Raw genomic sequence first — 19,833 nt, 5'->3', positions numbered from 1 at the left:
TAAGGAAGATGACTGTCGCAAGACAGTGTTTTAATAAAAATAAGCAAAGAAATAAGGACACAAAAATCAGTTTTCTGATTTTTGCGTCCTTATTATCATGGTTGAGACTTATGGGTCAGCCTCCTAATTCAAATTTTAACGTCTAGATACTTGCTACTTTTCCTTGATTGGGAATAATAAATCAAGTTGAAATTGAGTTATATCTGACGGCTTCTTTTGAGCGAAATGATAAAAATTCAGCGTTTCCTCAAACCCTTGTCCAAAAACCGTTTCCGTTGACTCCCATCGGGGCGCCCCCCAATCGCTATCATACTTATCGCTTTCAGCTACCCACTCACCGAGCCAACGCCAATCAGAAAAGTCCCAAGCTCTAAGGACATGGGCCGCATATAACCCGCCTTGAAATTCTCTTCTCACAAGCGGGGAAGGTATCTCTAAATCAGCCGGAACCGCTACCCACATTTCATAAACTTGCGATCCTTCCCCTATTTCAACAGCCCCCTCAGAACAATCAAAACCAAAACAACGGGTATCAGGTTTAATCCTTAACAGCTCATTTTCTGCAGTGAACTTCCCAATGATCTCTGCTACTTTCCCTTCACACCCTTCTCCTGAAGCGTAAGTAGCCGCGACGGTCATCGGTGGCAAATACACGATCCGAACATCTTTATCCTCCAGTTTATTTAAGTTATCACTGGCTTTGTTTAACTCATCCATCGAAACACTCTCCTTCGTTTCTCTAAGTTGATTGTCAGAAAAAGAAAGAGCGTTCACTTCAGAAAATAAAGCATCGTCGTCCAGCAAGGTTAAATTAACATCGGTCTTTTGATTAATTTCCTCTACAAAACGCATCAACAAAGATTTGACTGTGGACAAGGCTGTCAATTCACTATCAAGTTGTTTGATATTCTCTCTAAAAATCTCAACAATTTGAACCCCATCTGTATTATCTAAAATGCTGATGATCTGCTTAACCGGCACTCGTAATTTACGAAGAATGATGATTTGGCGTAAACGAATAAGTGCCTTTTCATCATACACTCTATAAGCATAATCCGCTTTTCGTAAACTATCAATTAGCCCGACCTGTTCATAATAGCGCAACATTCTTGCCGAAATGCCATAAGCCTTCGCTACTTGACTAATCGTTTGAAGTTCCATATAATCCCTCTTTTCTTTTCCTGATTTCAGTATAAAGGACGACACGGTGTCCGAGTCAATGTCTAAAAATGACCGGGATTCACCAGTTTTCTCTAGTTTACCACATTGCACCAGATCATCACCGCCTTCTCCTTGCCACCTCCAGATTGAGACTTTCAGCTAACTTCGTTATAATTTAGATAACCAAAGGAGGGATTCCATGTTTCAAATTGGGGAATTTTCCCGGCTAAGCCAAATTTCAAAGCGAATGCTACGATATTATGACGAAATCGAACTATTAAAACCTGAACAAAAAGACAAATTGACCGGTTATCGCCTTTACACCCTTGAGCAGTTGCCAACGATAAATAAAATCAAAACATTACGAGACTTAGGTTTTATAGTTCAAGAAATTAAGGAATTAATGAAGCTTGATGAAACACAATTTAAGGACTACTTACAAAAACAAGAAAAAGTCATCCAAACTGAAATCAAGGCTAATCAACACAAACTAAAACAACTTCAAACCTTAAAACATGCCATTAGGAATAATACCTATGACATGACCTACGAAGTGCAAATTAAAGCCATTCCAACCTATCAAGTGATCTCTCTAAGACAAAGGATCGAAGATTATTTCGCTGAAGGACAGCTCTGGAAAACCTTTTTCCAAGCATTGTCCGACGCCAACTATTTTCCACCTAACACTGCCCAACGTTTCGCCATTTATCATGATACCGAAGAATATCTTGATCACAATGTCGACGTAGAAGTCGTCTTAGTCGCAAACAAAGTGGATGACATAGACGGTCTGAGCATTCGCCAACTGGACGCTGTCCCTGAAATGGCCTCCATTTTAGTTTACGGTAAATTTGAAAATATTGACGGGGTCTATCACCGACTGGCCCAATGGCTAAACGACCATCCTAGCTATACCATCGGCGGCCAGACACGTCAGATTCCCATAAATGGTCCTTGGAACCGCGAATCAGCCACTGACTACTTAACGGAATTACAAATTCCGATAAAACGAAAAAAAAGCCTTGACCTTCACATCGTGTGACCCCCTATGATAATAGTTGTAGTAACTATTTTATTGGAGGGATTTACAATGACAACCATGACACTAAAAGAAATAGGCACCATTATGGTCACTGATGACCGAATGTATTTACAGATTAAGGCCCCTTATCGCAAAGGTTTAGTGGCACTTCAGGAATTTAGCCACCTTGTATTACTTTATTGGGCTGATCAAGCAGATGAACCTGACTATCGTAATTTCGTTTTTATTGATCAACAAGTCTATCGCCACGCCCCAGAACAAATGGGTGTCTTTGCCACTCGTTCGGCGTATCGGCCAAACCCGATTTTATCCTCCACGGTCAAACCACTTAAGATTGACTGTCAGCAAGGAATCATCGATTTACCGTATATCGACGCCTTTAACGGTACCCCTCTTTTGGATATCAAACCTTATACACCAAGTATCGATCGAGTGGCTACCTATCAAAGCCCAGACTGGTGTAGCCATTGGCCTCAAACGATTGAATCCTCAGGAGATTTCCCTTGGGAAGAAGAGTTTTTATTTTAGCATAAGATTACGGACAACACACTAGTATTTCTACCCCACAACTTAGCCCAATCACTACGGGTATAGAAATAAAATAAGCAGTTAGTTGAACGATTAATCAACTAACTGCTATTATTTATTTCGCTATCTTACTCGTCACGCTGATTAAAAGACTAGCAGACGGGACTCACTACGATTGCCTTTAACATCTTGATTAATCAAATGACGAACGCTTCCTGGAGCCTCTGTTAACGTCATCGTAAAGAACCCATTTCCTTCTGTGAGAAGCTCTGATACAATCTTGCCAGTTTCATCTGCCACTTGAACTAAACTACGAGGCTCACCTTTTCCACGAATGGTCCAGCTCCCTTGATTCCACGATAGTTCAGTGAGTTCTAGAGCCGCAGGTGGCGTCCGGTCAGCATTAACGAGACTTACACCATTGATCAAAGTATGAGAATAATCACTTCCCAACAATGAACGCCGCCCTAATTTCCCTCCGATTTTAACCTTGACATCTTTGGTTTCAGTCGCTTGATAGACTAATGTTTTTGATTGCGTTTTACTTGATTTTAGGGGATCTTCTTTTTTGATGCCATCTATGCCATAAATCACGTTAGGATAAGTTAACCAACCACCTGTTTCATTTTTAGCATTTAATTTCAGCTCATAGGTTTCGCCAGCTATCAGCTTCACATTTTGACCAACCAAGCCATCATTATAACCATATCTCGTGAAAAAACGAATTCCCTCTTCCTTTTGTGTCGCCGTGACGACTTCTTTTTTCCCAGCTTTCTTCAAAATAAATTCTGAATAGCTGTTGCGAACTAATGGCAACTGACTAAATCCTTGATTATCAAAGGTTGTACTCGTTTCCCAATTCTCAAAATGAGTTTGATTGAACTTGAAAAAAGGATTCTGAATCAAATTAACATCTGCTGCCACTTCAGGTTGTTTCGTATTCAACGTTTTTATCGTTTCCAAGAAAGAGAATACTGCATTAGTATAGGTCTCTCGATCCGTTCCAAGAGCTTCCCCATGACCGGCATTAGCAATTAACACTTGCTCTTTATAGCCAATCGCCTGATTATACATTTGAGTCATGGCAACCGGTGGAATAAACCAGTCGGCATCACCGTGAATAAACAGCTTAGGAACTCCCGTCTTTGAGACACTTTCCAAAGGTGACACAGAATATAAATCAAATTTTAACAGCGGTTTAATTTTTTGCTCATTTAACTGATAAATCAATTCATCTTCTTTCGCATCCCAATCTTTCAAATTAACAATCGGTATATACTGCAAGTACTGAGTTAGCAAATGCAACGTATCTTTATACTGTTGCTCAGCAGAACTATAACCACAATCCTCAATATAAGCCTTAACACTTGGATGAGGAGTGCCTTGGGATAGAACCGTCGTAGCAGCTCCCATAGAAACGCCCATTAAAATAATTTCCTGATCCGGTTTCATCGCAACTTCTTGCTCAATCCACTTCGTTAAATCATCCTTTTCGTAATGACCAAAAGTAATATAGCGACCTTCGCTCTTACCATGGGAGCGAGCATCTGGAAAAAGAACATTGTATCCTCGGTCAGCAAATAATTTAATAAAATCCAGCATTCCTTGGCCATCTCCCCGATAGCCGTGATGAACAATCACCGTCTCAGAAGCGCCATTGTCAATATAAGTTCCACGTAATATCACGTTTTTACCTGTCGGTTCATCGTATACTTGCAAGGTCCGTTCACTCACATTGGTTAAACTATTAAACCAGTCTAAATGAGGAATGTCATAGTCACCTACCAGATTGGCTATCAAGCCAAACATGCTATTATCCCGGTTAAAACCGAAGTCAAAAGCCAGATTAACAACCGCTTTATCCAACTGCGACTCAATTAATCCTCGACTTTTCAGATCTATCTGGTCATTAAGATAACCTTCCATCTCATTTACTAGCTGCTGCTCTTCTGCTGATAACTGTTTTCGTTCCACCGCTGTTTTCGCTTCAAAAGGTTCCATACTGTCTGTTGTCAACACTTCTGGTTCAATCGAGCTATCAGGCGCTAAGATATACACGCCTTCTGTCACCTCACTAACCCCTTTTTCATTCGCCATAACAGGAATCCCTTGTATCAACAAATTACACAACAAAACACCGACCAATACTTTTTTCTTCATCATTTCCCTCCTATTTCTTTAAACGGACACTTATTGAACAACAAAATCGTTCATTAAACGATAGTTTTAAATTCCTATTACTAATGATAACACACATTTACATCTACAAATACGTCAAATTAATAATTTTTCGGTAAACGCCTCAAATTAATGCTTCTTTTTCACTTTTCACTAGAACTTTTACTAGCCGCGCACAACTTATAACTATATAGTTCCCATTAAATAATCATCCTTTACCGTTAAACTTTCAGCCAGAAAAAAGCTGAAAGTACCACTCTTGGCGGATGATTATGCGCATTATCCAATGGAACTATATGTTCGATTATTTAACAGGATGTATATACCAGCTTAATATTCTATCTCTTCCAGTAGTATTCCTTTTCAACTAAAATGGTCATGGACTAACAATCACTTAGCCCCTTAGCTAATTGGACTTAACAATTCCTAGTACAACAAGTTCGACAAAAAAAAACTGAGGCATAAGCATCCATCTACTTACGCCTCAATTCGACTAAATATCAACTGATTATCGAATAAAAACTCTTGAGCCTAATTCATGAGTCTCCATTTCATCTATCACTTTATTCCTAAAAATCACCTCAACATTTGTTAGATGGTTGACTTGAACCTGATACGAACTTTCCGTAGGCGTGATCTTAATCTCCCCGATACAATCTCCCTGATGATCGAAAACCTCCGTGCAAGTTTCTTCCTTTAACTCAAAGACATGAACTGTTAGATTCTGTCCATAATCATATTGAGCCGTCTGATCCGTTCCCCCTTCAACGATCACACTATTTTGACGTGCCAACAGAGGCAATGAGAAATAATCATGCTCTTCCCAATACCAACGACCGCCCTCATAGGCCTGATTCGTTAAGTAATTTGTCCAGTTGCCTGATGGTAAATAGAACTTCACATTGCCCCTCTCATTAAAGAGAGGCGCCACCAGCAAATCCTGCCCTAGCATATATTGTTTGTCAATCGTATGAACAGTATAGTCTTCTTCAAATTCTAATACAAGCGGGCGCATCATTGGCACCCCAGTTTTAGCCGTCGTAACAGCCTCCTTATAGATATAAGGCATTAACTTATTTTTCAATTTAGAAAACCTTTGCGTCACTAAAGCTGACTCTTCCCCAAAATTCCAAGGAACTCGGTATTCAATATTGCCATGATAACGGCTGTGAGTGGACAACAGACCAAACTGAGTCCAGCGTTTATATAGGTCGTGACTGGTGTTTTCTTCGAAACCACCAATATCATGACTCCAAAAGCCAAAACCTGACAAAACAAAGGAAAGCCCTCCTCGAAGGGACTCTGCCATGGAGGAATATTGGGAAAGATTATCCCCACCCCAGTGAACAGGAAATTTTTGTGACCCGACAGAAACTGATCGGGCAAAAACCACCGCTTGCCCTTCGCCCTTAAGCTCCTCCAACAGTTCGAAGACCACTTCATTATATAAATAGGCATAATAGTTATGCATTTTCTCAGGATCTGATCCATCATAATACACCGTATCTGTGGGAATTCGTTCTCCAAAATCTGTTTTAAACGAATCAACCCCCAGATCGATCAAGATCTTCAGCTGTTCTTTATACCAGGCTCGGGCCTCGGGATTCGTGAAATCAATGATTCCCTGGCCTGCCTGCCACATGTCCCACTGCCAAACTTCTCCCTTGCTATTTTTGACAAAAAAACCTCGCTCTTTACATTCTTTAAATACCTTGGCTTTTTGACCGATATAGGGGTTAATCCACATACAAATTTTTAGTCCCTTAGCATGAATTCGCTTCAACAAACCTGCTGGATCCGGAAACATCTTCTGATCCCATTCAAAGCCACACCATTCAAATTCTTTCATCCAAAAACAGTCAAAATGAAAGACGTCAAACGGAATGTCTCTTTCCTGCATCTCATCAATAAACTGCATCACCGTTTTCTCACTGTAATCCGTGGTAAACGACGTTGAGAGCCATAAGCCAAAGGACCAAGCTGGAGGTAAAGCCGGTTTTCCAGTTAGATCTGTGTATTTCTTAAGCACCTCTTTCATGGTGGGACCATAAATCAAGTAGTACTCCAGTAACTCGCCTTCGACACTGAACTGCGTGCGTGAGACATTTTCCGAAGCTACTTCAAAAGAGACGTTTTCTGGATGGTTAACCAATACGCCATAACCTTGATTGGTTATATAAAATGGCACATTTTTATAAGCTTTTTCACTCCCAGTTCCACCGTCCTCATTCCAACTATCCACAGTCTGACCATTTTTAGTAAAAGGAGTGAACTTTTCGCCCATGCCATAAACAAATTCATAGGGATCTAAAGACAGTTGTTCTCGCATGTAGTGAGTGCCGTCCGCCCCAGTTATCTCCGCTTGTGCCCGCGGTTTTGAAGAAGTCAACAGACGCTGCTCCCCATAAAATGCCAAACTAAAGGGCCCTTCTTTAGGAACGACTGCTTCCAAATTTCCGGTTTTAAAGCGGTACTCACTTTCAACAGAAATAGCCACAGCAGTCCCCCTTTCGTTAATGCCAAACTGAGGCAAAGCCGGTGCCACGTCGTGATGAACTAAGCTGACTTTAATAATATCTTCCTGCGGGGAGGTTAATCTCATGGTTGTCATTCCCAGATTTAAAGTATCCCCTCGCCGCTCAATTTTTTTATAAGGTAAAAACAATTCCAACTGCTGGTCCTCTATGCGATAATCACAGCACTCTTGTGGGTGATTAAGGCTGAATCCTTCCTTTGTCAACCAGTATCCTTCTGTAAATTTCATAAGTTCCTCCTATTTAACCGCTCCATCTGATATGCCTTTGACGACATGCTTTTGAAGTAGTATGAATAATATAATAATGGGAATAATCACAATCACTAAGGCCGCTAAAGCCAAGTGCCACTGCTTGTTAAATTCACCAAAGAAATAGAACATCTTTAAAGGGATCGTGTACATTCCTTCTTTGTTGACACTTAAAGAAGGCAACAAATAGTCATTCCAAAACCACAAAGAGTTCAAGACAATTATCGTCACTGTTGTCGGTTTTAATAACGGAAAAATGATGGACCAGTAGATCTTCAACGTACTTGCCCCATCGATCAGCGCTGCCTCATCCAAAGATTTGGGAATCCCCCGTAATGCTCCGTAATACATGAAGGTGGCCATACTGGTGGCTAAACCGAGGTACATGATCATTAACCCCGGTTGATTCAACATCTTCACCTTGCCAAAAAGAGAAATTAATGGAATCATGATGCCTTGAAAGGGAATTAACAAGCCAATGGCGATAATAAAGTAAATGAAACTGCTTAAACGGCTGGTGTTTCGTGACAGAGCATAGGCCGCAAGCGACGATACAAAAATAATTAAGATCAATGAACCGACTGTGATCAACAGCGAGTTGGCGGCACTTCTGGCAAAATCAAGCTTCTCTAGCGCCGTCACATAATTAGTGGCATTGATACTTTGAGGCAAACTTAAGGTGTTTTGAAAAATTTCTGTTTTAGTCTTAAACGAATTGATTACAATTAAGAAAAACGGATAAAACCATAAGGCAGAAAATAAGATACCAATCACGATTAAAACTAGTTGTTTACTCTTTCTTTTTGTCTTCATTAGGCACTGATCTCCTTTTTACGAGTGATGGAAATCTGCACGATGGAAATAATCACAATGATCACTAAGAAAATGATCGCTTTGGATTGAGCAAAGCCCATTTTTCTCATCGCAAAGGCCTCGTTATAAATATTCATGGCTGTCATTTGCGTCGAATTATAAGGGCCACCTTGCGTCAAAGCCAAATTTTGATCGTATATTTTAAACGCATTAGACAAGGTTAAAAATAAGGTGACTGTAAAAGCTGGCATCAACATCGGTAGTTTAATCTTGATGAAGGTTTGCATCGGCGACGCACCATCCATATCTGCTGCTTCCAAAATCTCTTCTGGAATATTATTTAAAAATGAGACATAGATCAGCATCATATACCCACTCATCTGCCAAACAAACAGCATCACCAAACCCCAAAAACCCGTTTCTGGTGTGCTCAACCAGCCTTTAAAAAAGCCAAGACCAGTTAAATCACCAAGACTTTCAAAGGCTTTATTGAAAATAAACTGCCAGATAAAGCCGAGAATAATCCCGCCAATCAAGTTTGGCATAAAAAATACCGTCCGAAAAACAGTGGTCCATCTACCTAACTTCTGGGTAACTAAGGTGGCTAATAATAAGGCAATGCCGTTAATTAACACGATACAAACAACTGAAAATTTAGCCGTAAACACCAGACTATCAATAAAACCTTGATCTTGAAACGCTTTAACATAATTTTGAAGGCCGACAAACTGACCAACCGTATTACCATTCCAATCTGTTAATGAATAATAAGAACCGACTAACAAGGGAATAAACAACACTAGGGTCAAACTGATTAAAGCCGGCAACAACAGCAACCAAAAGGATGTCGATTTATTTGTTAACATAGTGTTCCTCCTAATAAACTATCTTGACAGGGAGGCAGTGCCTCCCTACTGTTATTGACGTTCCTCTTTCCAAGTAGTGGTCAGCATCTTAGTGAACTCTTTCCAGGAAATTTGCTCTGCTGTATAGGCTTGCACCTGGACCCCAATGACATTTTGACCGAACCCATCTGGATAAGAATTATGAACCCAGGGCACTGTTTGACCATCTGCTAAATAGGTGTAAATTTTATTTGACAGTGGATCCGTAATTTGCTCACTTGAAAAATTAGTATAAGCTGGAATAAAATCAAAGTCATTAATAATCGCGTCCATGGCCTCTTTATCAGAATACATCCAAGTTAAGAAATCGATTGACGCTTCAATTTTCTTTTCATCTTTATCTTTGTTAACGCCCCAATACCAAGCAGGACCAGCCACTATTTTACCTTGGCCTTCTGCTACAAACATCGGAATAATTCCCAGCTTTTCTTTAGCAAAGGTCTCATCCAAACTATTTAAGGTTGGCACAATCCAGTTTCCTTGGTGAATAATTGCCACTTTTCCTCCAGCAAACAACTCTTCGACAGAAGTGCTATAGTCCATTGATTCCAACGGAGAAGCATTGTACTTGGCAGCCAAATTAAGATAATCTGCCATCTGGTCCCCATAGGTGAAAGCCAGTTCCTTGCCGTTATAAGTATCAATCAAACTGTTATTAAACTCAGGTCCAATAAAGTTGGAACTAAACTGACTGGTCACCCAGGTTTCTCCGCCACTAAAAGCAAAGACACCACTTAAGCCAAGTTCAGCTTTTTGGGAAATTAGCTTTTCGACAGCTGCTTCAAAATCAGCAAATGATTGAATTCCTTCGCTGTCAATGCCAGCTTTCTTAAAAATTTCTTTATTGACCAACCAGCCATACCCTTCAATGTTCATTGGCACACCTAGCACTTTATCATTTAACGTGGCCCCTTCTAATGTGCCGTCCATCGCTTTCCCAGCGATCTCCGTCTCGCTTAAATCAGACAATTTGTGTTCCCAAGTTTGGGCATCAGATAACCCACCAAGCATAAAAATATCAGGTTCATCTCCTGAAGAAAATTTGGATTGCATGGCTGCCGTGGCATCTGTCCCACCTCCAACCGTTGTCATATTGATCTTAATATCCGGATGGCTTGCTTCGTATTTTACAACTAAATCATCCATTTGCTCCGCTGTTTCTGTTTTAATATTAAAAACTTCAATCGTGGTTTTCTTAGTCTCCGACTCACTACCAAAGCTACTACACCCCACTAGACTTACCATTCCTAAAAGAGTTACCGACATCATGAACCATTTCTTCATCATTCATCCTCCTATATTTTCGTTCTTGAATACACTTTCATTATATTAGCAATTACGCTATAATGTGTTCGCTATATTAGTCAAAATACACGAAAATATTGATATTCCACCAGAAAGGAAAAAAATACTATGACAACCAACATCTTTACACCTAACCCGAGCGAAAAAGATATAGACCCTTCTTTAAATGAAATTACGGAACACGGCAACAGCCTTTTCCCCTTCGCTGTTCATTTTACCACCCATGATTCTCAACGAAAATTTATGATTCACACCCACTGGCATCGAGAGATGGAAATACTCTATATTTCCCAAGGTCAAATGGAAGTCCTGATTGAGGGCAATCACCTTATTGCCAAAGAAGGCGACTTGCTCTTTATCCCGCCCAACCTCTTACACGGCGCCATTAATTACCAGCAATCCCCTTGCTCATTTTTCGCCATCGTCTTTGATTCTTTTTTTATTGAAAGTCATAGCTCAGACCTCATTCAACAATCTTACCTTGATCCTATCATTAAATATCCTGCTCAACATATCGTCCATGCAACCAGCGATATTCCCAATATTGCACTCCTACGAAGCTACATTGTAACCTTAGTGGACACCTTCGCATTAAAAAAACAACAGTTTGAACTCAGTTTAAAAGCTAACATGCTACTCTTCTTCCGCGAGCTCTATTTAGAAAAAGAAACACTGTTTCACTATGATCAACATCAGGAAATCAGAAGTGACATGACCTCTTATAAATGTAAAAAAGTCCTCTTGTTTATCGAAGAAAACTATAAAAACCACATCTCCCTTGAAGATATCAGCCAACATATCGGCTTTAGTCAAGAACACTTTTGCCGTTTTTTCAAAAAGAATTTCCGACTCTCATTCTTCACCTACCTAAACAAAATGCGCATCATGAAGGCCGAATATTTACTTTTAAACACTTCTTTAAAAATCATTGATGTTGCCTTTGAAAGTGGTTTTGAAGATGCGAATTACTTTGCCACCGTTTTCAAAAAAGAAATCGGTCTAACCCCTAGTGCGTACCGAAAAAAACCAAATGACATCACGCTTCTTTAACAAGCCAAGGGAATACACAGAAAAACTCCCACCTTTTTAAGATCGGAGTTTTTAAAGATTAAGATTAAAGCTATCTCAGTTTTAATCTTTTTTTTCTTGAATTTTATCAAATTTCGTTTTATAATTTTAGTAATGTTGCGGGTGTAGTTTAGTGGTAAAACTACAGCCTTCCAAGCTGTTATCGCGAGTTCGATTCTCGTCACCCGCTTATTAATCAAACTAGATCAGTCTTAATTACCTCCCGAACGCCTTGTTCTTAAAACGAGCTAAAAGAGTATTGCGTAATTAAAAGCAATATACGCTACAGCTTCCTCAAACTGCTTCAAATGCTGATCAATCCAGAACCCTTCCAACTCTCTAGCAACATGAAAGCTAATCAATCCCCCCTCATCAGTAACCGATAAAACAAGCTCTTCCTTTTGGGAACTGTTTTTTGAGTTGTTTTTCAATGAGATACTGCCTCAACATATACTGGTCTCCCACTGTAAGATCAGCTCCGACGACATAATCCCTTAGGCGAATCTCACTCAATCTAACAACTGCATTTTCTTTTATTTGACCCATTTTTCCATTTAGTCTTCTAATATTCACCTTTCCACATTTTCCTGATAGTCGGCATTTGGTAGCTTGAGTGGCATCCTCTTACCATCTCAGCTAAAAGCTATCCTTTTTTATGCAGATAATTTTATCATCATAACATATTTTCGCGTTTATCTATTGACTACAACCTAAGGGGCTGGTTTACAATAGAATTGGAGGTGTTCATCATGTTAATCAATGAGATTACTAAGCAAACAGGATTGACCAAAAAAGCAGTTGAATACTACTGTGAACAACAACTTATTTCACCTACTATACAAGAAAATGGTTACCGGGATTTTAGTGAATCTGATCGCTTATTGTTAGAAAAAATAGCAGTTCTGCGCAAACTGGAAATTAGTGTTGAAGAAATCAAAGAAATACTTGCCGATCAAACAGGAGACGTTTTGCAACGAATTGCTCTGCAAAAAAAAATAATGTTAAAGAACAGCGAGTTGAAACAAGCCCTCCTTAACGAGCTTTGTTTAAATGCCTCCTATGTTGATATTAAAGACAAATTACAATCAATAGACGACCAAACTGCTATTTCCGACAAACTACTAGAACTATTTCCCGGCTATTATGGCCGCTATATTTGCTTGCACTTTGCTAGATTTTTAACTGATCCAATAGCAAACGAGGAGCAGCAGAAAGCCTATGACGACATCATCTCATTTTTAGATGATGTTCCCCAGTTAGTTTTTCCACTTGAAATACAAGATTTTATTGACGAACACATGATAACAATCAGCAATCAGTTAATTAATAAGACTCTCCAAAATATGGAAACAGCCTTAGCTGACCCTGAAACATTTATGTCAGAGAATAAAGATTTTTTAATACAGTACATGGCGTACAAACAAAGCACAGAGTACCTTGATTCCCCCAGTTATAAAATGCAAGCCTATATGAAAGAATTTAATGCTTCCAGTGGTTACTATGAGCGTTTTATCCCGGCAATGAAAAAATTGAGCCCCGCCTATACTGAGTATTATGCTCAACTTGAACGAGCTGATAAAAAACTTCAAGAAGACTATCCAGAAATAGCAAACTGGGAGAGAAATTAAACTAAGGATCAACTAAAAAAGTTGTAAGTGGCTTGATTGGCCCGTACTTTTCAGTCCAAAATAGTCATTTGAGAAAAGAGGATCGTGATTCACCACTCTTCGATAACAGCGTTAATTTCCGCAAATCCGTTTGCTAGATAAAACCTAACGGCCCCTTGATTACATTCAGCAACGAAAAGCCTTACCGTTGAATAACCTGACTGCTGAATTTGATTGATCCCATACATCAAAAGTTTTTTCCCTAAGCCCTTTTGTTGAAATCCAACATTTACAACAAGATGTTGGATTTCATTTCCAGTGATCTCCACGGCCCCCATCAGTTTTTTACCAGCCAATAAAAGAAAGATCGTGTCTGCTTTTTGCGTTAGTTCTTCCTCAGAGTAGAAAACATCTGGATTTAGTCCAACTGCTATACTCAACGAACGAAAACTGTTACAATTCATTTCTCTATACGCCTCATAATAGTGATGATGATAATTGACAAGCTGAATATCTGCATTAACTATCGGCCCATCATAGATCATTTCTAAAACCTTCACTTCCATCCCTGACTCCTTTTTTTAGTGTAGTCAATCCCTTACGACGTTTATACTCGTCATAATCGCCCTAGCTAAATCTTCAGGATTTTCCCAGGCCATTGAATGCCCCGCATCTTTCACCTTATCAATTCGAATACGATGGTCTGCTAAAATGTTTGCATCAGGATCACTCATATTTTTTTCGCCAAAAATAAATGTTTTAGGGCAACTAAGCCCATAGAGAATTTCCCTCCAAGAAGGAGTTTGCCCCTCAACAGCCGATTTAGACGCTTGATACGCGGCTTGAGGCAACCAGTTTGAAAAACAAGCAGCCCACAGTTCATTGGAATTGACTTTGTTTTCGTGAATCATTTCTGCAAAGCCTGTTGAGATAAACTCACTCTGCTCAAAAGATGCAATAACTTTTGTTGTAAAACCGCCACCGCTATCTAAATTGGCTTCTGTCAAAATCAGTTGACTAACTTTTTCCTCACACATCGCTGCCAGTGTCAGTGCGACTGAACCGCCTAAACTATGGCCGAACAAGATAAACCTGTCCAACTTTAATTCATTAACAAAATCTAAAAGATAATTAGCGTGCTCTTGGATTGTATAGGTAAAATCCCTCGGCTTATCACTATAACCTGCGCCTAAAAGATCAATTAATATCCGCCGATGGTTGGATACTTCTGGTTGTGAGGCCACATTCGGATAATCAAAAGATCCGGCACATCCCAACCCATGAATAAAAAGGATGGCCGTTTCACTACCAGGAAAATCGTGATAGCGAATTTTGAACGAGGTGTTCTTTAGCGTGTATTCTTTCATTAAATAAGTGCCTCCAAATTTTAGGGTATGACCCCCTGCATAATAGGTGTTACTAACTTCTATCTAAAAAATCAACTTAAGCTGTCCTCAACTTCCGTGATTCTCTAAATTGTACGCCTCTAAATCGCGGCAACTAGTCGAAAATGTTTCCATTAAATTCTCGAGAATCAATCGATTATCTGTCATTGCCAAAAAACTGGATTACCATCCGCATAAGGTAAGGAAAACTGCAATACTTCATCAAGTGTCAACTCTTTTGAAAAACCAGAAAATACTCCCCAAGCCCAAAAACCAGCTTCATCTCTGAATAGCTGTTCCAATTCTTCTCCTAATACCCAAGTATAGGGCTGCTCCAAAACCAACTTGTTTTTTCTTCCTGGAACAAAATCAATCTCTGTTATTAACCAATTATACTTTTTATGCTCTCCCTTTAAGGCGATTAAAATTGACTTAAACTGACTAAAGGTTTGATTCTTCTCGATGATAATCCCGTCCATTTAAACTCACTCCTGATCTGACTTCCTCACCGTTTGTAAAAGGAATCTCATGATTCATAAGACAAACGGGCACTAAGGATTAAATTCAAAAAATTCCCTCGTATTAGTAATTGGCTCATTCCCTAGTGCGACATCGATAATTTCCGAGTGACCAAAAAAGATTGGGAGTTCAAATGTAAAAAATGTAGCTGTGTCAATTTCATACCTGGACGCTGGATCATCGCTCAAATAATGAAGCTGAAATTCTTCAGCCGTGTATCTGTTAATCAAATTATGCTCAATGGTTTGTCTGAACCAGACTTCATCAGCTTTATATGTCAACTTTTTTCTAGTAAGATTAATCGTAATAGTTTCCATTTAAACCTCCTTTAAGAATGGCTAAAACCGCGTCTCTTCTTATCAAAAATGACGCTAAGCAAAGTTAATATAACCAAACTCTTTACTTGATAATACAGTTAAACAAGCTTTCCCAACATGATTACTTGCCAGACGTTCATTCGCCTCATAAGTATCAGCAGCAGTGGCATCGGCCAAATCCGAAATACATCGCATCGCCACAAAAGGCATCTCATTGATAAAACACGTGTGAGCAATAGCACTTGATTCCATGTCCACTGCAACGGCATTAAACTGTTTGATAATATTTTTTCGTTCTGTTTCATCAGCAATAAATCTTTCCCCTGAAACAATACAACCAGTGATGCCACGAATGTCATGTTGGTTAATAATTTTAAGTAATTGATCATCCGCATGAAATACCGATCTTTTTGGAAAAAGAGTTGCCATCTGTTGAATCCTAACATCATGGTGACTATAAGAACTGCCAACAACTATGTCTAGGGGCATTAATCCCTGCTTTAGCCCCCCAGCAATCCCGATATTAAAGATACAATCAGGACTAAATGAATCAATTAATAGTTGGGTATAAGTTGACGCATTAACTTTGCCAACCCCACTGGAAACAAGAGCTAATTCACACCCTTCGTAGTCGGCATAATAAATGGTGTTCTTTTTAAATTCTTTTGGCGTAAAATTGAGTTGCTCTAAAACATAGCTTAACTCAATAGGCATAGCGGTAATAATTCCAATTTTCACAAAAACATCCCTCCAAATTCGATTAACGTTCTAAATCCCAGTATCAAACAAAAGCTACACTTCAAATGAAGCTTCTCCAATAAGACAGCGCCGTAAAAGCTTGTTTAATTCTGCTTAGTAATAATTAAAAGAAACTCAATTTCCCCTTTACATTAAGCAAAAAAATTGCTGATCCAGTAAATACTTAATATTTCCTTTTTGCCACCTAGCGACTGCAATCACATTGGGAATTTTAATGATATACTTTTCCGAATTGGCAACAAAAGAAATCGTACTTTGCATCAAGCCCTTTTTAAATTGGAAGGATTGAACCACGTCTGTTGGAATATGGACAATCGAGTCCGAAAACGCCCCGGTTATGGTTACGCCCACCATCGTCAAACGATCAGAATTAACAACTAATAATAGATGCTTAATATCAAAAGCCGCAAAGCCTGAAAAAAGAGCATACTTCCAAAATTTAGCATCAATCTGTCCGTATAAAATATTCCCATTGTCCACCAAAACCAACTGATTCGACTCCGCGTAAGCAACAATATTCTCTAATTTAAAGGCTTCATTCATCTAAAACACTCCTTTTTTGATTTATTATAGCATAATCAACGTCATAAAAATTGGCTTAATACTGTCAACTAGCTTTTCAGTTGAAACAAACTGTTTCTGTAACGATAGATACGATAAAAACAAGGATTACCACACCCAGCAAATCAAAACAGAACGGTTCCCGTTATTTTGAAACTTATAACCCCATAAACTCCTCTCGATTTTCCATAACCCAAATGCCAAGCTGTTCATACAGTGGAACAAGTCCCCACCCTTTGACGGTCAATGAATACTCTACTTTTGGTGGAACTTGAGGGTATTCCTTTCTGACCAGTAGTTTGTCCTTTTCTAATTCCTTTAGCTGCATACTCAACATCTTATGGGTAATACCGGGCACATGCTTTTTTAATTCACCGTAACGCAAACACTCATATTTAGTTAACAGATATAAAATACGTAATTTCCATTTCCCAGCAATCATGTCTATGACTTTTTCAATTGCTTCATACCCATAATCCTCAATCGGGCAAACACCACGTTTTGTTACCATGCCACACTCTCCTTTTTGATAGTAGCTATCTAAAAAGTGCCTACTAACTTTCTTAATAGACATCCTTTATAATTATACCAGATACGCTACCAATCCTTGGAGGGTCATATGATAAAAAAACTATTAGCTACCATTTGCTCAACGATTTTCGCTCTAAACTCATTGCTTCACGCCACCTTAATCTTAGGTGCTCCCCTTGGTGAATACGTTCTTGGAGGCCAACACGTCGTATTTCCGCTGGAGATGAGATTAATAAGTTTACTCTTAATGTTTCTTTGGGCTTATGTCGCCTACGCCTATCTACAACAAGGCAACATCATGAAGAAAAGCACCCAAAAGACCAGAACCATCATTATACTAAGCACCATTTTTATGATTTTTGCAATCTTTTCTAACGGGTTCATCACTACCAGTAAGAAAGAGAGGGCTCTTATGACCCCTTTAGCCATTGTCACATCACTCTCAAGTCTCACATTATTATATTTGACAAAAAAGGAGCCCTCCTGATGTTAAACAAACAAGGAATTGCTCGGCCAATCATCTTCTTACTGATCTTCATCCTCACGCTCTCATTCATGAGAGACTCAGCTAACCAGCTTAAAATCATCTCTCAAGGAGCAGGTATTATCGATTTAACTTTGCTTGATTCCTTAGATACCATTAGTCAAAACATTGCCAATCTTGGCTATGAGGGCAGGAGATACTAAGCTCAAGCAATTCCTACGAGACCTACCATTAAGTCGAAAATTTGTTCGGCTTGTCGTTCAACTTTTTAATATACTCAAAAAGATGACCTTAAGTATTACAGAAGCTGTCAAAATAATTCAACATTGAAAAGGAAACTGATATACCTCCCGTTAACAGATAGTTGTCGGTTTCTTTTACGCTAAACTCTATCAAACCCCAAAAAAATTCAAGAAACTGGTGCATCAGTTTCTTGAATCTAAATATTTTTATACCCCCTTTAGCGTACAAAAATAATCGATTAGCTCAATCGGTAATTTTTGCCTAGGAGACACTCAATACTGGCTCTTAACTTTCACTTAATTACCTTCTAGCCGTCCTTATGAACACCGCCAACTAACGATTGTCTTTTAGCTTCTCTAATACGCCAAGACTCATCGATCCTGTTCCGCCAAATTAAGGTATTGTGAGCAGGCTTGTTAAATTTCCCTAAAGAAACATCCCAAGAGCCACCAGCTAGCTCCACCCCTCTGGCTACCGCACGCTCCAACTCTTCGATCTCCGAAAAAATAGCCGGTGAACGAGCATCAAAGGCCAGTAAATCATCCAATTTACTTTGTAATTTTTCTCTAATTTGCCCATAGGACGCCATTAATGAATGACTACTAGTCATCCGTGAAGCAATTGAATCATGAAAAAGATCCTCCTGCTGTTGACGATAAAGCAACAGCTGTAGACGCTCTTGAAGATCGGAAAGATCTGCCATAAAATACGTCAACTGTTCAATTTTTTCTCTTAAATCACTTTCTTTTAAATCCTCACTGTCCACCTTAGCCAAGTACTCGTTAGGAAAAGCCTGACAAGCTTCCACCACAGCTTCTGATAAAAGGATGCCTCCCTTTGATAAAGGAATTAAAACAGCATGAAAAAAATCTTTGGCCGATTCATAAGCTGCGCCTTCTAAAGAGGGACTATGTAAGACAAAGTCATTAATTGATTGTTCCAACAGTTCATAGCCCTGTTTTTGCTGTTGGCAAATCGTCGCGACGCTTGATGCTTGTCTTTGAGAAGAAGCCACATACATGTCCACACTCATGGTCGTTTCTCCTCCCAAAAAGTTGCTTTTTGATTTTCCATACACCAAAGGCTCATCCGCCAAAACAAATAATCTGTATTAGTGAACGAAAGACCAACATCGTCTTTCTCCAATCGTTCTACTAACTTATTCTCATGAAATAGATTGATCAATCGCTTTTTTGTGGTTGAGGCTGACGATCCATCTATCATTTTATCCCACCTAAGGGATCGATGATCGACTCCTTGATGGTTTGATCCACGGCTTCAAAATTTTTAGCAACACTTTGGAGATTGTTAATTGCCAGTTGAACTGTTTCGGAAATATGTGTCCCCGCATCTATGGCTACTTGAATAGCTTCTTGTGCATGACTGTTTCCTTGTACTGTTGTTTGTGTATCTATTTCAGGCGTTCCTATTCCTGAAATCACCTCTAACGCGTGGGCAATAGCCGTCGCTTTTTGTTGTGCTGTCCCTAGGTCACTTGATATTTTCATAATCTACTCCTATTTCCAATCATTATGTCTTAATAATATCTAAAAATAGGAGAAATGTACATACAAAAAACTAAAATTATCTATTAAGTGTTCAATAAGACGGTTTTTCTACTAAAATTGATAATAAAGCAAAC

General features: G+C 39.1%; 23 protein-coding genes and 1 tRNA gene. 7 read left to right on the top strand and 17 right to left on the bottom strand.

Annotated elements, in window-relative coordinates:
- Positions 1–153 precede the first annotated feature (153 nt).
- Positions 154–1,161 (bottom strand): MerR family transcriptional regulator, encoded by a 1,008-nt coding sequence (locus I6N95_RS16065; protein WP_209529809.1) that lies wholly within the window; start codon positions 1,159–1,161, stop codon positions 154–156.
- A gap of 199 nt (positions 1,162–1,360) precedes the next feature.
- Here I6N95_RS16065 and I6N95_RS16060 point away from each other — a divergent pair, with 199 nt between their 5' ends.
- Both I6N95_RS16060 and I6N95_RS16055 read left to right on the top strand, forming a co-directional pair.
- Positions 1,361–2,203 carry a MerR family transcriptional regulator gene (locus I6N95_RS16060; RefSeq protein ID WP_209529807.1) on the top strand — a complete coding sequence of 281 codons (843 nt, stop codon included), beginning with the start codon at positions 1,361–1,363 and terminating at the stop codon, positions 2,201–2,203.
- 48 nt (positions 2,204–2,251) lie between these two features.
- The gene (locus tag I6N95_RS16055) at positions 2,252–2,731 is read left to right on the top strand and encodes an SAM-dependent methyltransferase (RefSeq protein WP_209529805.1); all 480 of its coding nucleotides are present in this window, start codon (positions 2,252–2,254) and stop codon (positions 2,729–2,731) included.
- A gap of 144 nt (positions 2,732–2,875) precedes the next feature.
- Here I6N95_RS16055 and I6N95_RS16050 read toward each other — a convergent pair whose 3' ends face one another.
- The 5 genes from I6N95_RS16050 to I6N95_RS16030 form a co-directional block, all read right to left on the bottom strand.
- Positions 2,876–4,891, bottom strand: a complete 2,016-nt coding sequence (locus tag I6N95_RS16050) for an alpha/beta hydrolase (RefSeq protein ID WP_209529803.1) — start codon at positions 4,889–4,891, stop codon at positions 2,876–2,878.
- 526 nt (positions 4,892–5,417) lie between these two features.
- On the bottom strand, positions 5,418–7,673 hold the full coding sequence (gene yicI, locus I6N95_RS16045) for an alpha-xylosidase (protein WP_209529801.1): 2,256 nt from the start codon (positions 7,671–7,673) through the stop codon (positions 5,418–5,420).
- A gap of 9 nt (positions 7,674–7,682) precedes the next feature.
- The gene (locus I6N95_RS16040) at positions 7,683–8,507 is read right to left on the bottom strand and encodes a carbohydrate ABC transporter permease (RefSeq protein WP_209529799.1); all 825 of its coding nucleotides are present in this window, start codon (positions 8,505–8,507) and stop codon (positions 7,683–7,685) included.
- Positions 8,507–9,373: a carbohydrate ABC transporter permease gene (locus I6N95_RS16035; RefSeq protein ID WP_209529797.1), complete on the bottom strand. Its 867-nt coding sequence runs from the start codon at positions 9,371–9,373 to the stop codon at positions 8,507–8,509. The genes I6N95_RS16040 and I6N95_RS16035 overlap by 1 nt, the downstream gene beginning before the upstream one ends.
- A 51-nt stretch (positions 9,374–9,424) precedes the next feature.
- Positions 9,425–10,696 carry an ABC transporter substrate-binding protein gene (locus tag I6N95_RS16030; RefSeq protein ID WP_209529794.1) on the bottom strand — a complete coding sequence of 424 codons (1,272 nt, stop codon included), beginning with the start codon at positions 10,694–10,696 and terminating at the stop codon, positions 9,425–9,427.
- Positions 10,697–10,825: 129 nt separating this feature from the next.
- On the opposite strand from I6N95_RS16030, the gene I6N95_RS16025 reads away from it, so the two are divergent.
- Positions 10,826–11,767 carry a helix-turn-helix transcriptional regulator gene (locus I6N95_RS16025; RefSeq protein WP_209529792.1) on the top strand — a complete coding sequence of 314 codons (942 nt, stop codon included), beginning with the start codon at positions 10,826–10,828 and terminating at the stop codon, positions 11,765–11,767.
- 137 nt (positions 11,768–11,904) lie between these two features.
- Positions 11,905–11,975, top strand: a tRNA-Gly gene (locus I6N95_RS16020).
- Positions 11,976–12,157: 182 nt separating this feature from the next.
- Here the strand turns inward: I6N95_RS16020 and I6N95_RS16015 are convergent.
- On the bottom strand, positions 12,158–12,358 hold the full coding sequence (locus I6N95_RS16015; RefSeq protein ID WP_209529790.1) for a hypothetical protein: 201 nt from the start codon (positions 12,356–12,358) through the stop codon (positions 12,158–12,160).
- 176 nt (positions 12,359–12,534) lie between these two features.
- Here I6N95_RS16015 and I6N95_RS16010 point away from each other — a divergent pair, with 176 nt between their 5' ends.
- Complete coding sequence (locus I6N95_RS16010) at positions 12,535–13,413, top strand: MerR family transcriptional regulator (RefSeq protein ID WP_209529788.1); 879 nt, start codon at positions 12,535–12,537, stop codon at positions 13,411–13,413.
- Positions 13,414–13,502: 89 nt separating this feature from the next.
- Here I6N95_RS16010 and I6N95_RS16005 read toward each other — a convergent pair whose 3' ends face one another.
- The 7 genes from I6N95_RS16005 to I6N95_RS15975 all read right to left on the bottom strand — a co-directional run bounded on the left by I6N95_RS16005 (position 13,503) and on the right by I6N95_RS15975 (position 17,444).
- Positions 13,503–13,958: a GNAT family N-acetyltransferase gene (locus I6N95_RS16005; protein ID WP_209529786.1), complete on the bottom strand. Its 456-nt coding sequence runs from the start codon at positions 13,956–13,958 to the stop codon at positions 13,503–13,505.
- A 24-nt stretch (positions 13,959–13,982) separates the two neighbouring features.
- The gene (locus I6N95_RS16000; protein ID WP_209529785.1) at positions 13,983–14,759 is read right to left on the bottom strand and encodes an alpha/beta fold hydrolase; all 777 of its coding nucleotides are present in this window, start codon (positions 14,757–14,759) and stop codon (positions 13,983–13,985) included.
- Positions 14,760–14,941: 182 nt separating this feature from the next.
- Complete coding sequence (locus I6N95_RS15995; RefSeq protein ID WP_209529783.1) at positions 14,942–15,256, bottom strand: hypothetical protein; 315 nt, start codon at positions 15,254–15,256, stop codon at positions 14,942–14,944.
- 72 nt (positions 15,257–15,328) lie between these two features.
- Positions 15,329–15,613, bottom strand: a complete 285-nt coding sequence (locus I6N95_RS15990) for a hypothetical protein (RefSeq protein WP_209529781.1) — start codon at positions 15,611–15,613, stop codon at positions 15,329–15,331.
- A 54-nt stretch (positions 15,614–15,667) separates the two neighbouring features.
- Positions 15,668–16,351 carry a 5'-methylthioadenosine/S-adenosylhomocysteine nucleosidase gene (gene mtnN / locus I6N95_RS15985; protein ID WP_209529779.1) on the bottom strand — a complete coding sequence of 228 codons (684 nt, stop codon included), beginning with the start codon at positions 16,349–16,351 and terminating at the stop codon, positions 15,668–15,670.
- Between the two features lie 147 nt (positions 16,352–16,498).
- Positions 16,499–16,915: a PH domain-containing protein gene (locus I6N95_RS15980; protein ID WP_209529777.1), complete on the bottom strand. Its 417-nt coding sequence runs from the start codon at positions 16,913–16,915 to the stop codon at positions 16,499–16,501.
- A 175-nt stretch (positions 16,916–17,090) separates the two neighbouring features.
- Positions 17,091–17,444 carry a winged helix-turn-helix transcriptional regulator gene (locus I6N95_RS15975; protein WP_209529775.1) on the bottom strand — a complete coding sequence of 118 codons (354 nt, stop codon included), beginning with the start codon at positions 17,442–17,444 and terminating at the stop codon, positions 17,091–17,093.
- Between the two features lie 108 nt (positions 17,445–17,552).
- Here I6N95_RS15975 and I6N95_RS15970 point away from each other — a divergent pair, with 108 nt between their 5' ends.
- Both I6N95_RS15970 and I6N95_RS15965 read left to right on the top strand, forming a co-directional pair.
- Positions 17,553–17,951 carry a hypothetical protein gene (locus I6N95_RS15970; protein ID WP_209529773.1) on the top strand — a complete coding sequence of 133 codons (399 nt, stop codon included), beginning with the start codon at positions 17,553–17,555 and terminating at the stop codon, positions 17,949–17,951.
- A complete protein-coding gene (locus I6N95_RS15965; RefSeq protein WP_209529770.1) occupies positions 17,951–18,151 on the top strand; it encodes a hypothetical protein in 201 nt (66 codons plus the stop codon). Before I6N95_RS15970 ends, I6N95_RS15965 begins: the two co-directional genes overlap by 1 nt.
- 347 nt (positions 18,152–18,498) lie before the next feature.
- Here the strand turns inward: I6N95_RS15965 and I6N95_RS15960 are convergent, their stop codons facing one another.
- Genes I6N95_RS15960 through I6N95_RS15950 form a run of 3 tightly spaced genes read right to left on the bottom strand, consistent with a single transcriptional unit; the run spans position 18,499 to position 19,699 of the window.
- The gene (locus tag I6N95_RS15960) at positions 18,499–19,224 is read right to left on the bottom strand and encodes a hypothetical protein (RefSeq protein ID WP_209529768.1); all 726 of its coding nucleotides are present in this window, start codon (positions 19,222–19,224) and stop codon (positions 18,499–18,501) included.
- Entirely contained in the window at positions 19,221–19,415 is a 195-nt protein-coding gene (locus I6N95_RS15955; protein ID WP_209529766.1) for a hypothetical protein, read from the bottom strand. Before I6N95_RS15955 ends, I6N95_RS15960 begins: the two co-directional genes overlap by 4 nt.
- Positions 19,412–19,699, bottom strand: a complete 288-nt coding sequence (locus I6N95_RS15950; RefSeq protein WP_209529764.1) for a TIGR04197 family type VII secretion effector — start codon at positions 19,697–19,699, stop codon at positions 19,412–19,414. Before I6N95_RS15950 ends, I6N95_RS15955 begins: the two co-directional genes overlap by 4 nt.
- Between the last annotated feature and the right edge of the window lie 134 nt (positions 19,700–19,833).

The organism is Vagococcus allomyrinae (genome assembly GCF_017829975.1).
GTDB lineage: Bacteria > Bacillota > Bacilli > Lactobacillales > Vagococcaceae > Vagococcus_D > Vagococcus_D allomyrinae.
This window is presented reverse-complemented; position numbering and strand designations above follow the sequence as displayed.

Bases quoted from the DNA above. Each gene is read 5' to 3' on its own strand.
- I6N95_RS16010 (WP_209529788.1), top strand. From the start codon at position 12,535: ATGTTAATCAATGAGATTACTAAGCAAACAGGATTGACCAAAAAAGCA.
- I6N95_RS16035 (WP_209529797.1), bottom strand. From the start codon at position 9,373: ATGTTAACAAATAAATCGACATCCTTTTGGTTGCTGTTGTTGCCGGCT.
- I6N95_RS16005 (WP_209529786.1), bottom strand. From the start codon at position 13,958: ATGGAAGTGAAGGTTTTAGAAATGATCTATGATGGGCCGATAGTTAAT.
- I6N95_RS16060 (WP_209529807.1), top strand. From the start codon at position 1,361: ATGTTTCAAATTGGGGAATTTTCCCGGCTAAGCCAAATTTCAAAGCGA.
- I6N95_RS16040 (WP_209529799.1), bottom strand. From the start codon at position 8,507: ATGAAGACAAAAAGAAAGAGTAAACAACTAGTTTTAATCGTGATTGGT.
- I6N95_RS16055 (WP_209529805.1), top strand. From the start codon at position 2,252: ATGACAACCATGACACTAAAAGAAATAGGCACCATTATGGTCACTGAT.
- I6N95_RS15960 (WP_209529768.1), bottom strand. From the start codon at position 19,224: ATGAGTGTGGACATGTATGTGGCTTCTTCTCAAAGACAAGCATCAAGC.
- I6N95_RS15970 (WP_209529773.1), top strand. From the start codon at position 17,553: ATGATAAAAAAACTATTAGCTACCATTTGCTCAACGATTTTCGCTCTA.
- I6N95_RS15980 (WP_209529777.1), bottom strand. From the start codon at position 16,915: ATGAATGAAGCCTTTAAATTAGAGAATATTGTTGCTTACGCGGAGTCG.
- I6N95_RS15950 (WP_209529764.1), bottom strand. From the start codon at position 19,699: ATGAAAATATCAAGTGACCTAGGGACAGCACAACAAAAAGCGACGGCT.
- I6N95_RS16025 (WP_209529792.1), top strand. From the start codon at position 10,826: ATGACAACCAACATCTTTACACCTAACCCGAGCGAAAAAGATATAGAC.
- I6N95_RS16000 (WP_209529785.1), bottom strand. From the start codon at position 14,759: ATGAAAGAATACACGCTAAAGAACACCTCGTTCAAAATTCGCTATCAC.
- I6N95_RS15975 (WP_209529775.1), bottom strand. From the start codon at position 17,444: ATGGTAACAAAACGTGGTGTTTGCCCGATTGAGGATTATGGGTATGAA.
- I6N95_RS15965 (WP_209529770.1), top strand. From the start codon at position 17,951: ATGTTAAACAAACAAGGAATTGCTCGGCCAATCATCTTCTTACTGATC.
- I6N95_RS15995 (WP_209529783.1), bottom strand. From the start codon at position 15,256: ATGGACGGGATTATCATCGAGAAGAATCAAACCTTTAGTCAGTTTAAG.
- I6N95_RS15955 (WP_209529766.1), bottom strand. From the start codon at position 19,415: ATGATAGATGGATCGTCAGCCTCAACCACAAAAAAGCGATTGATCAAT.
- I6N95_RS16050 (WP_209529803.1), bottom strand. From the start codon at position 4,891: ATGAAGAAAAAAGTATTGGTCGGTGTTTTGTTGTGTAATTTGTTGATA.
- I6N95_RS15990 (WP_209529781.1), bottom strand. From the start codon at position 15,613: ATGGAAACTATTACGATTAATCTTACTAGAAAAAAGTTGACATATAAA.
- I6N95_RS16030 (WP_209529794.1), bottom strand. From the start codon at position 10,696: ATGAAGAAATGGTTCATGATGTCGGTAACTCTTTTAGGAATGGTAAGT.
- yicI (WP_209529801.1), bottom strand. From the start codon at position 7,673: ATGAAATTTACAGAAGGATACTGGTTGACAAAGGAAGGATTCAGCCTT.
- I6N95_RS16065 (WP_209529809.1), bottom strand. From the start codon at position 1,161: ATGGAACTTCAAACGATTAGTCAAGTAGCGAAGGCTTATGGCATTTCG.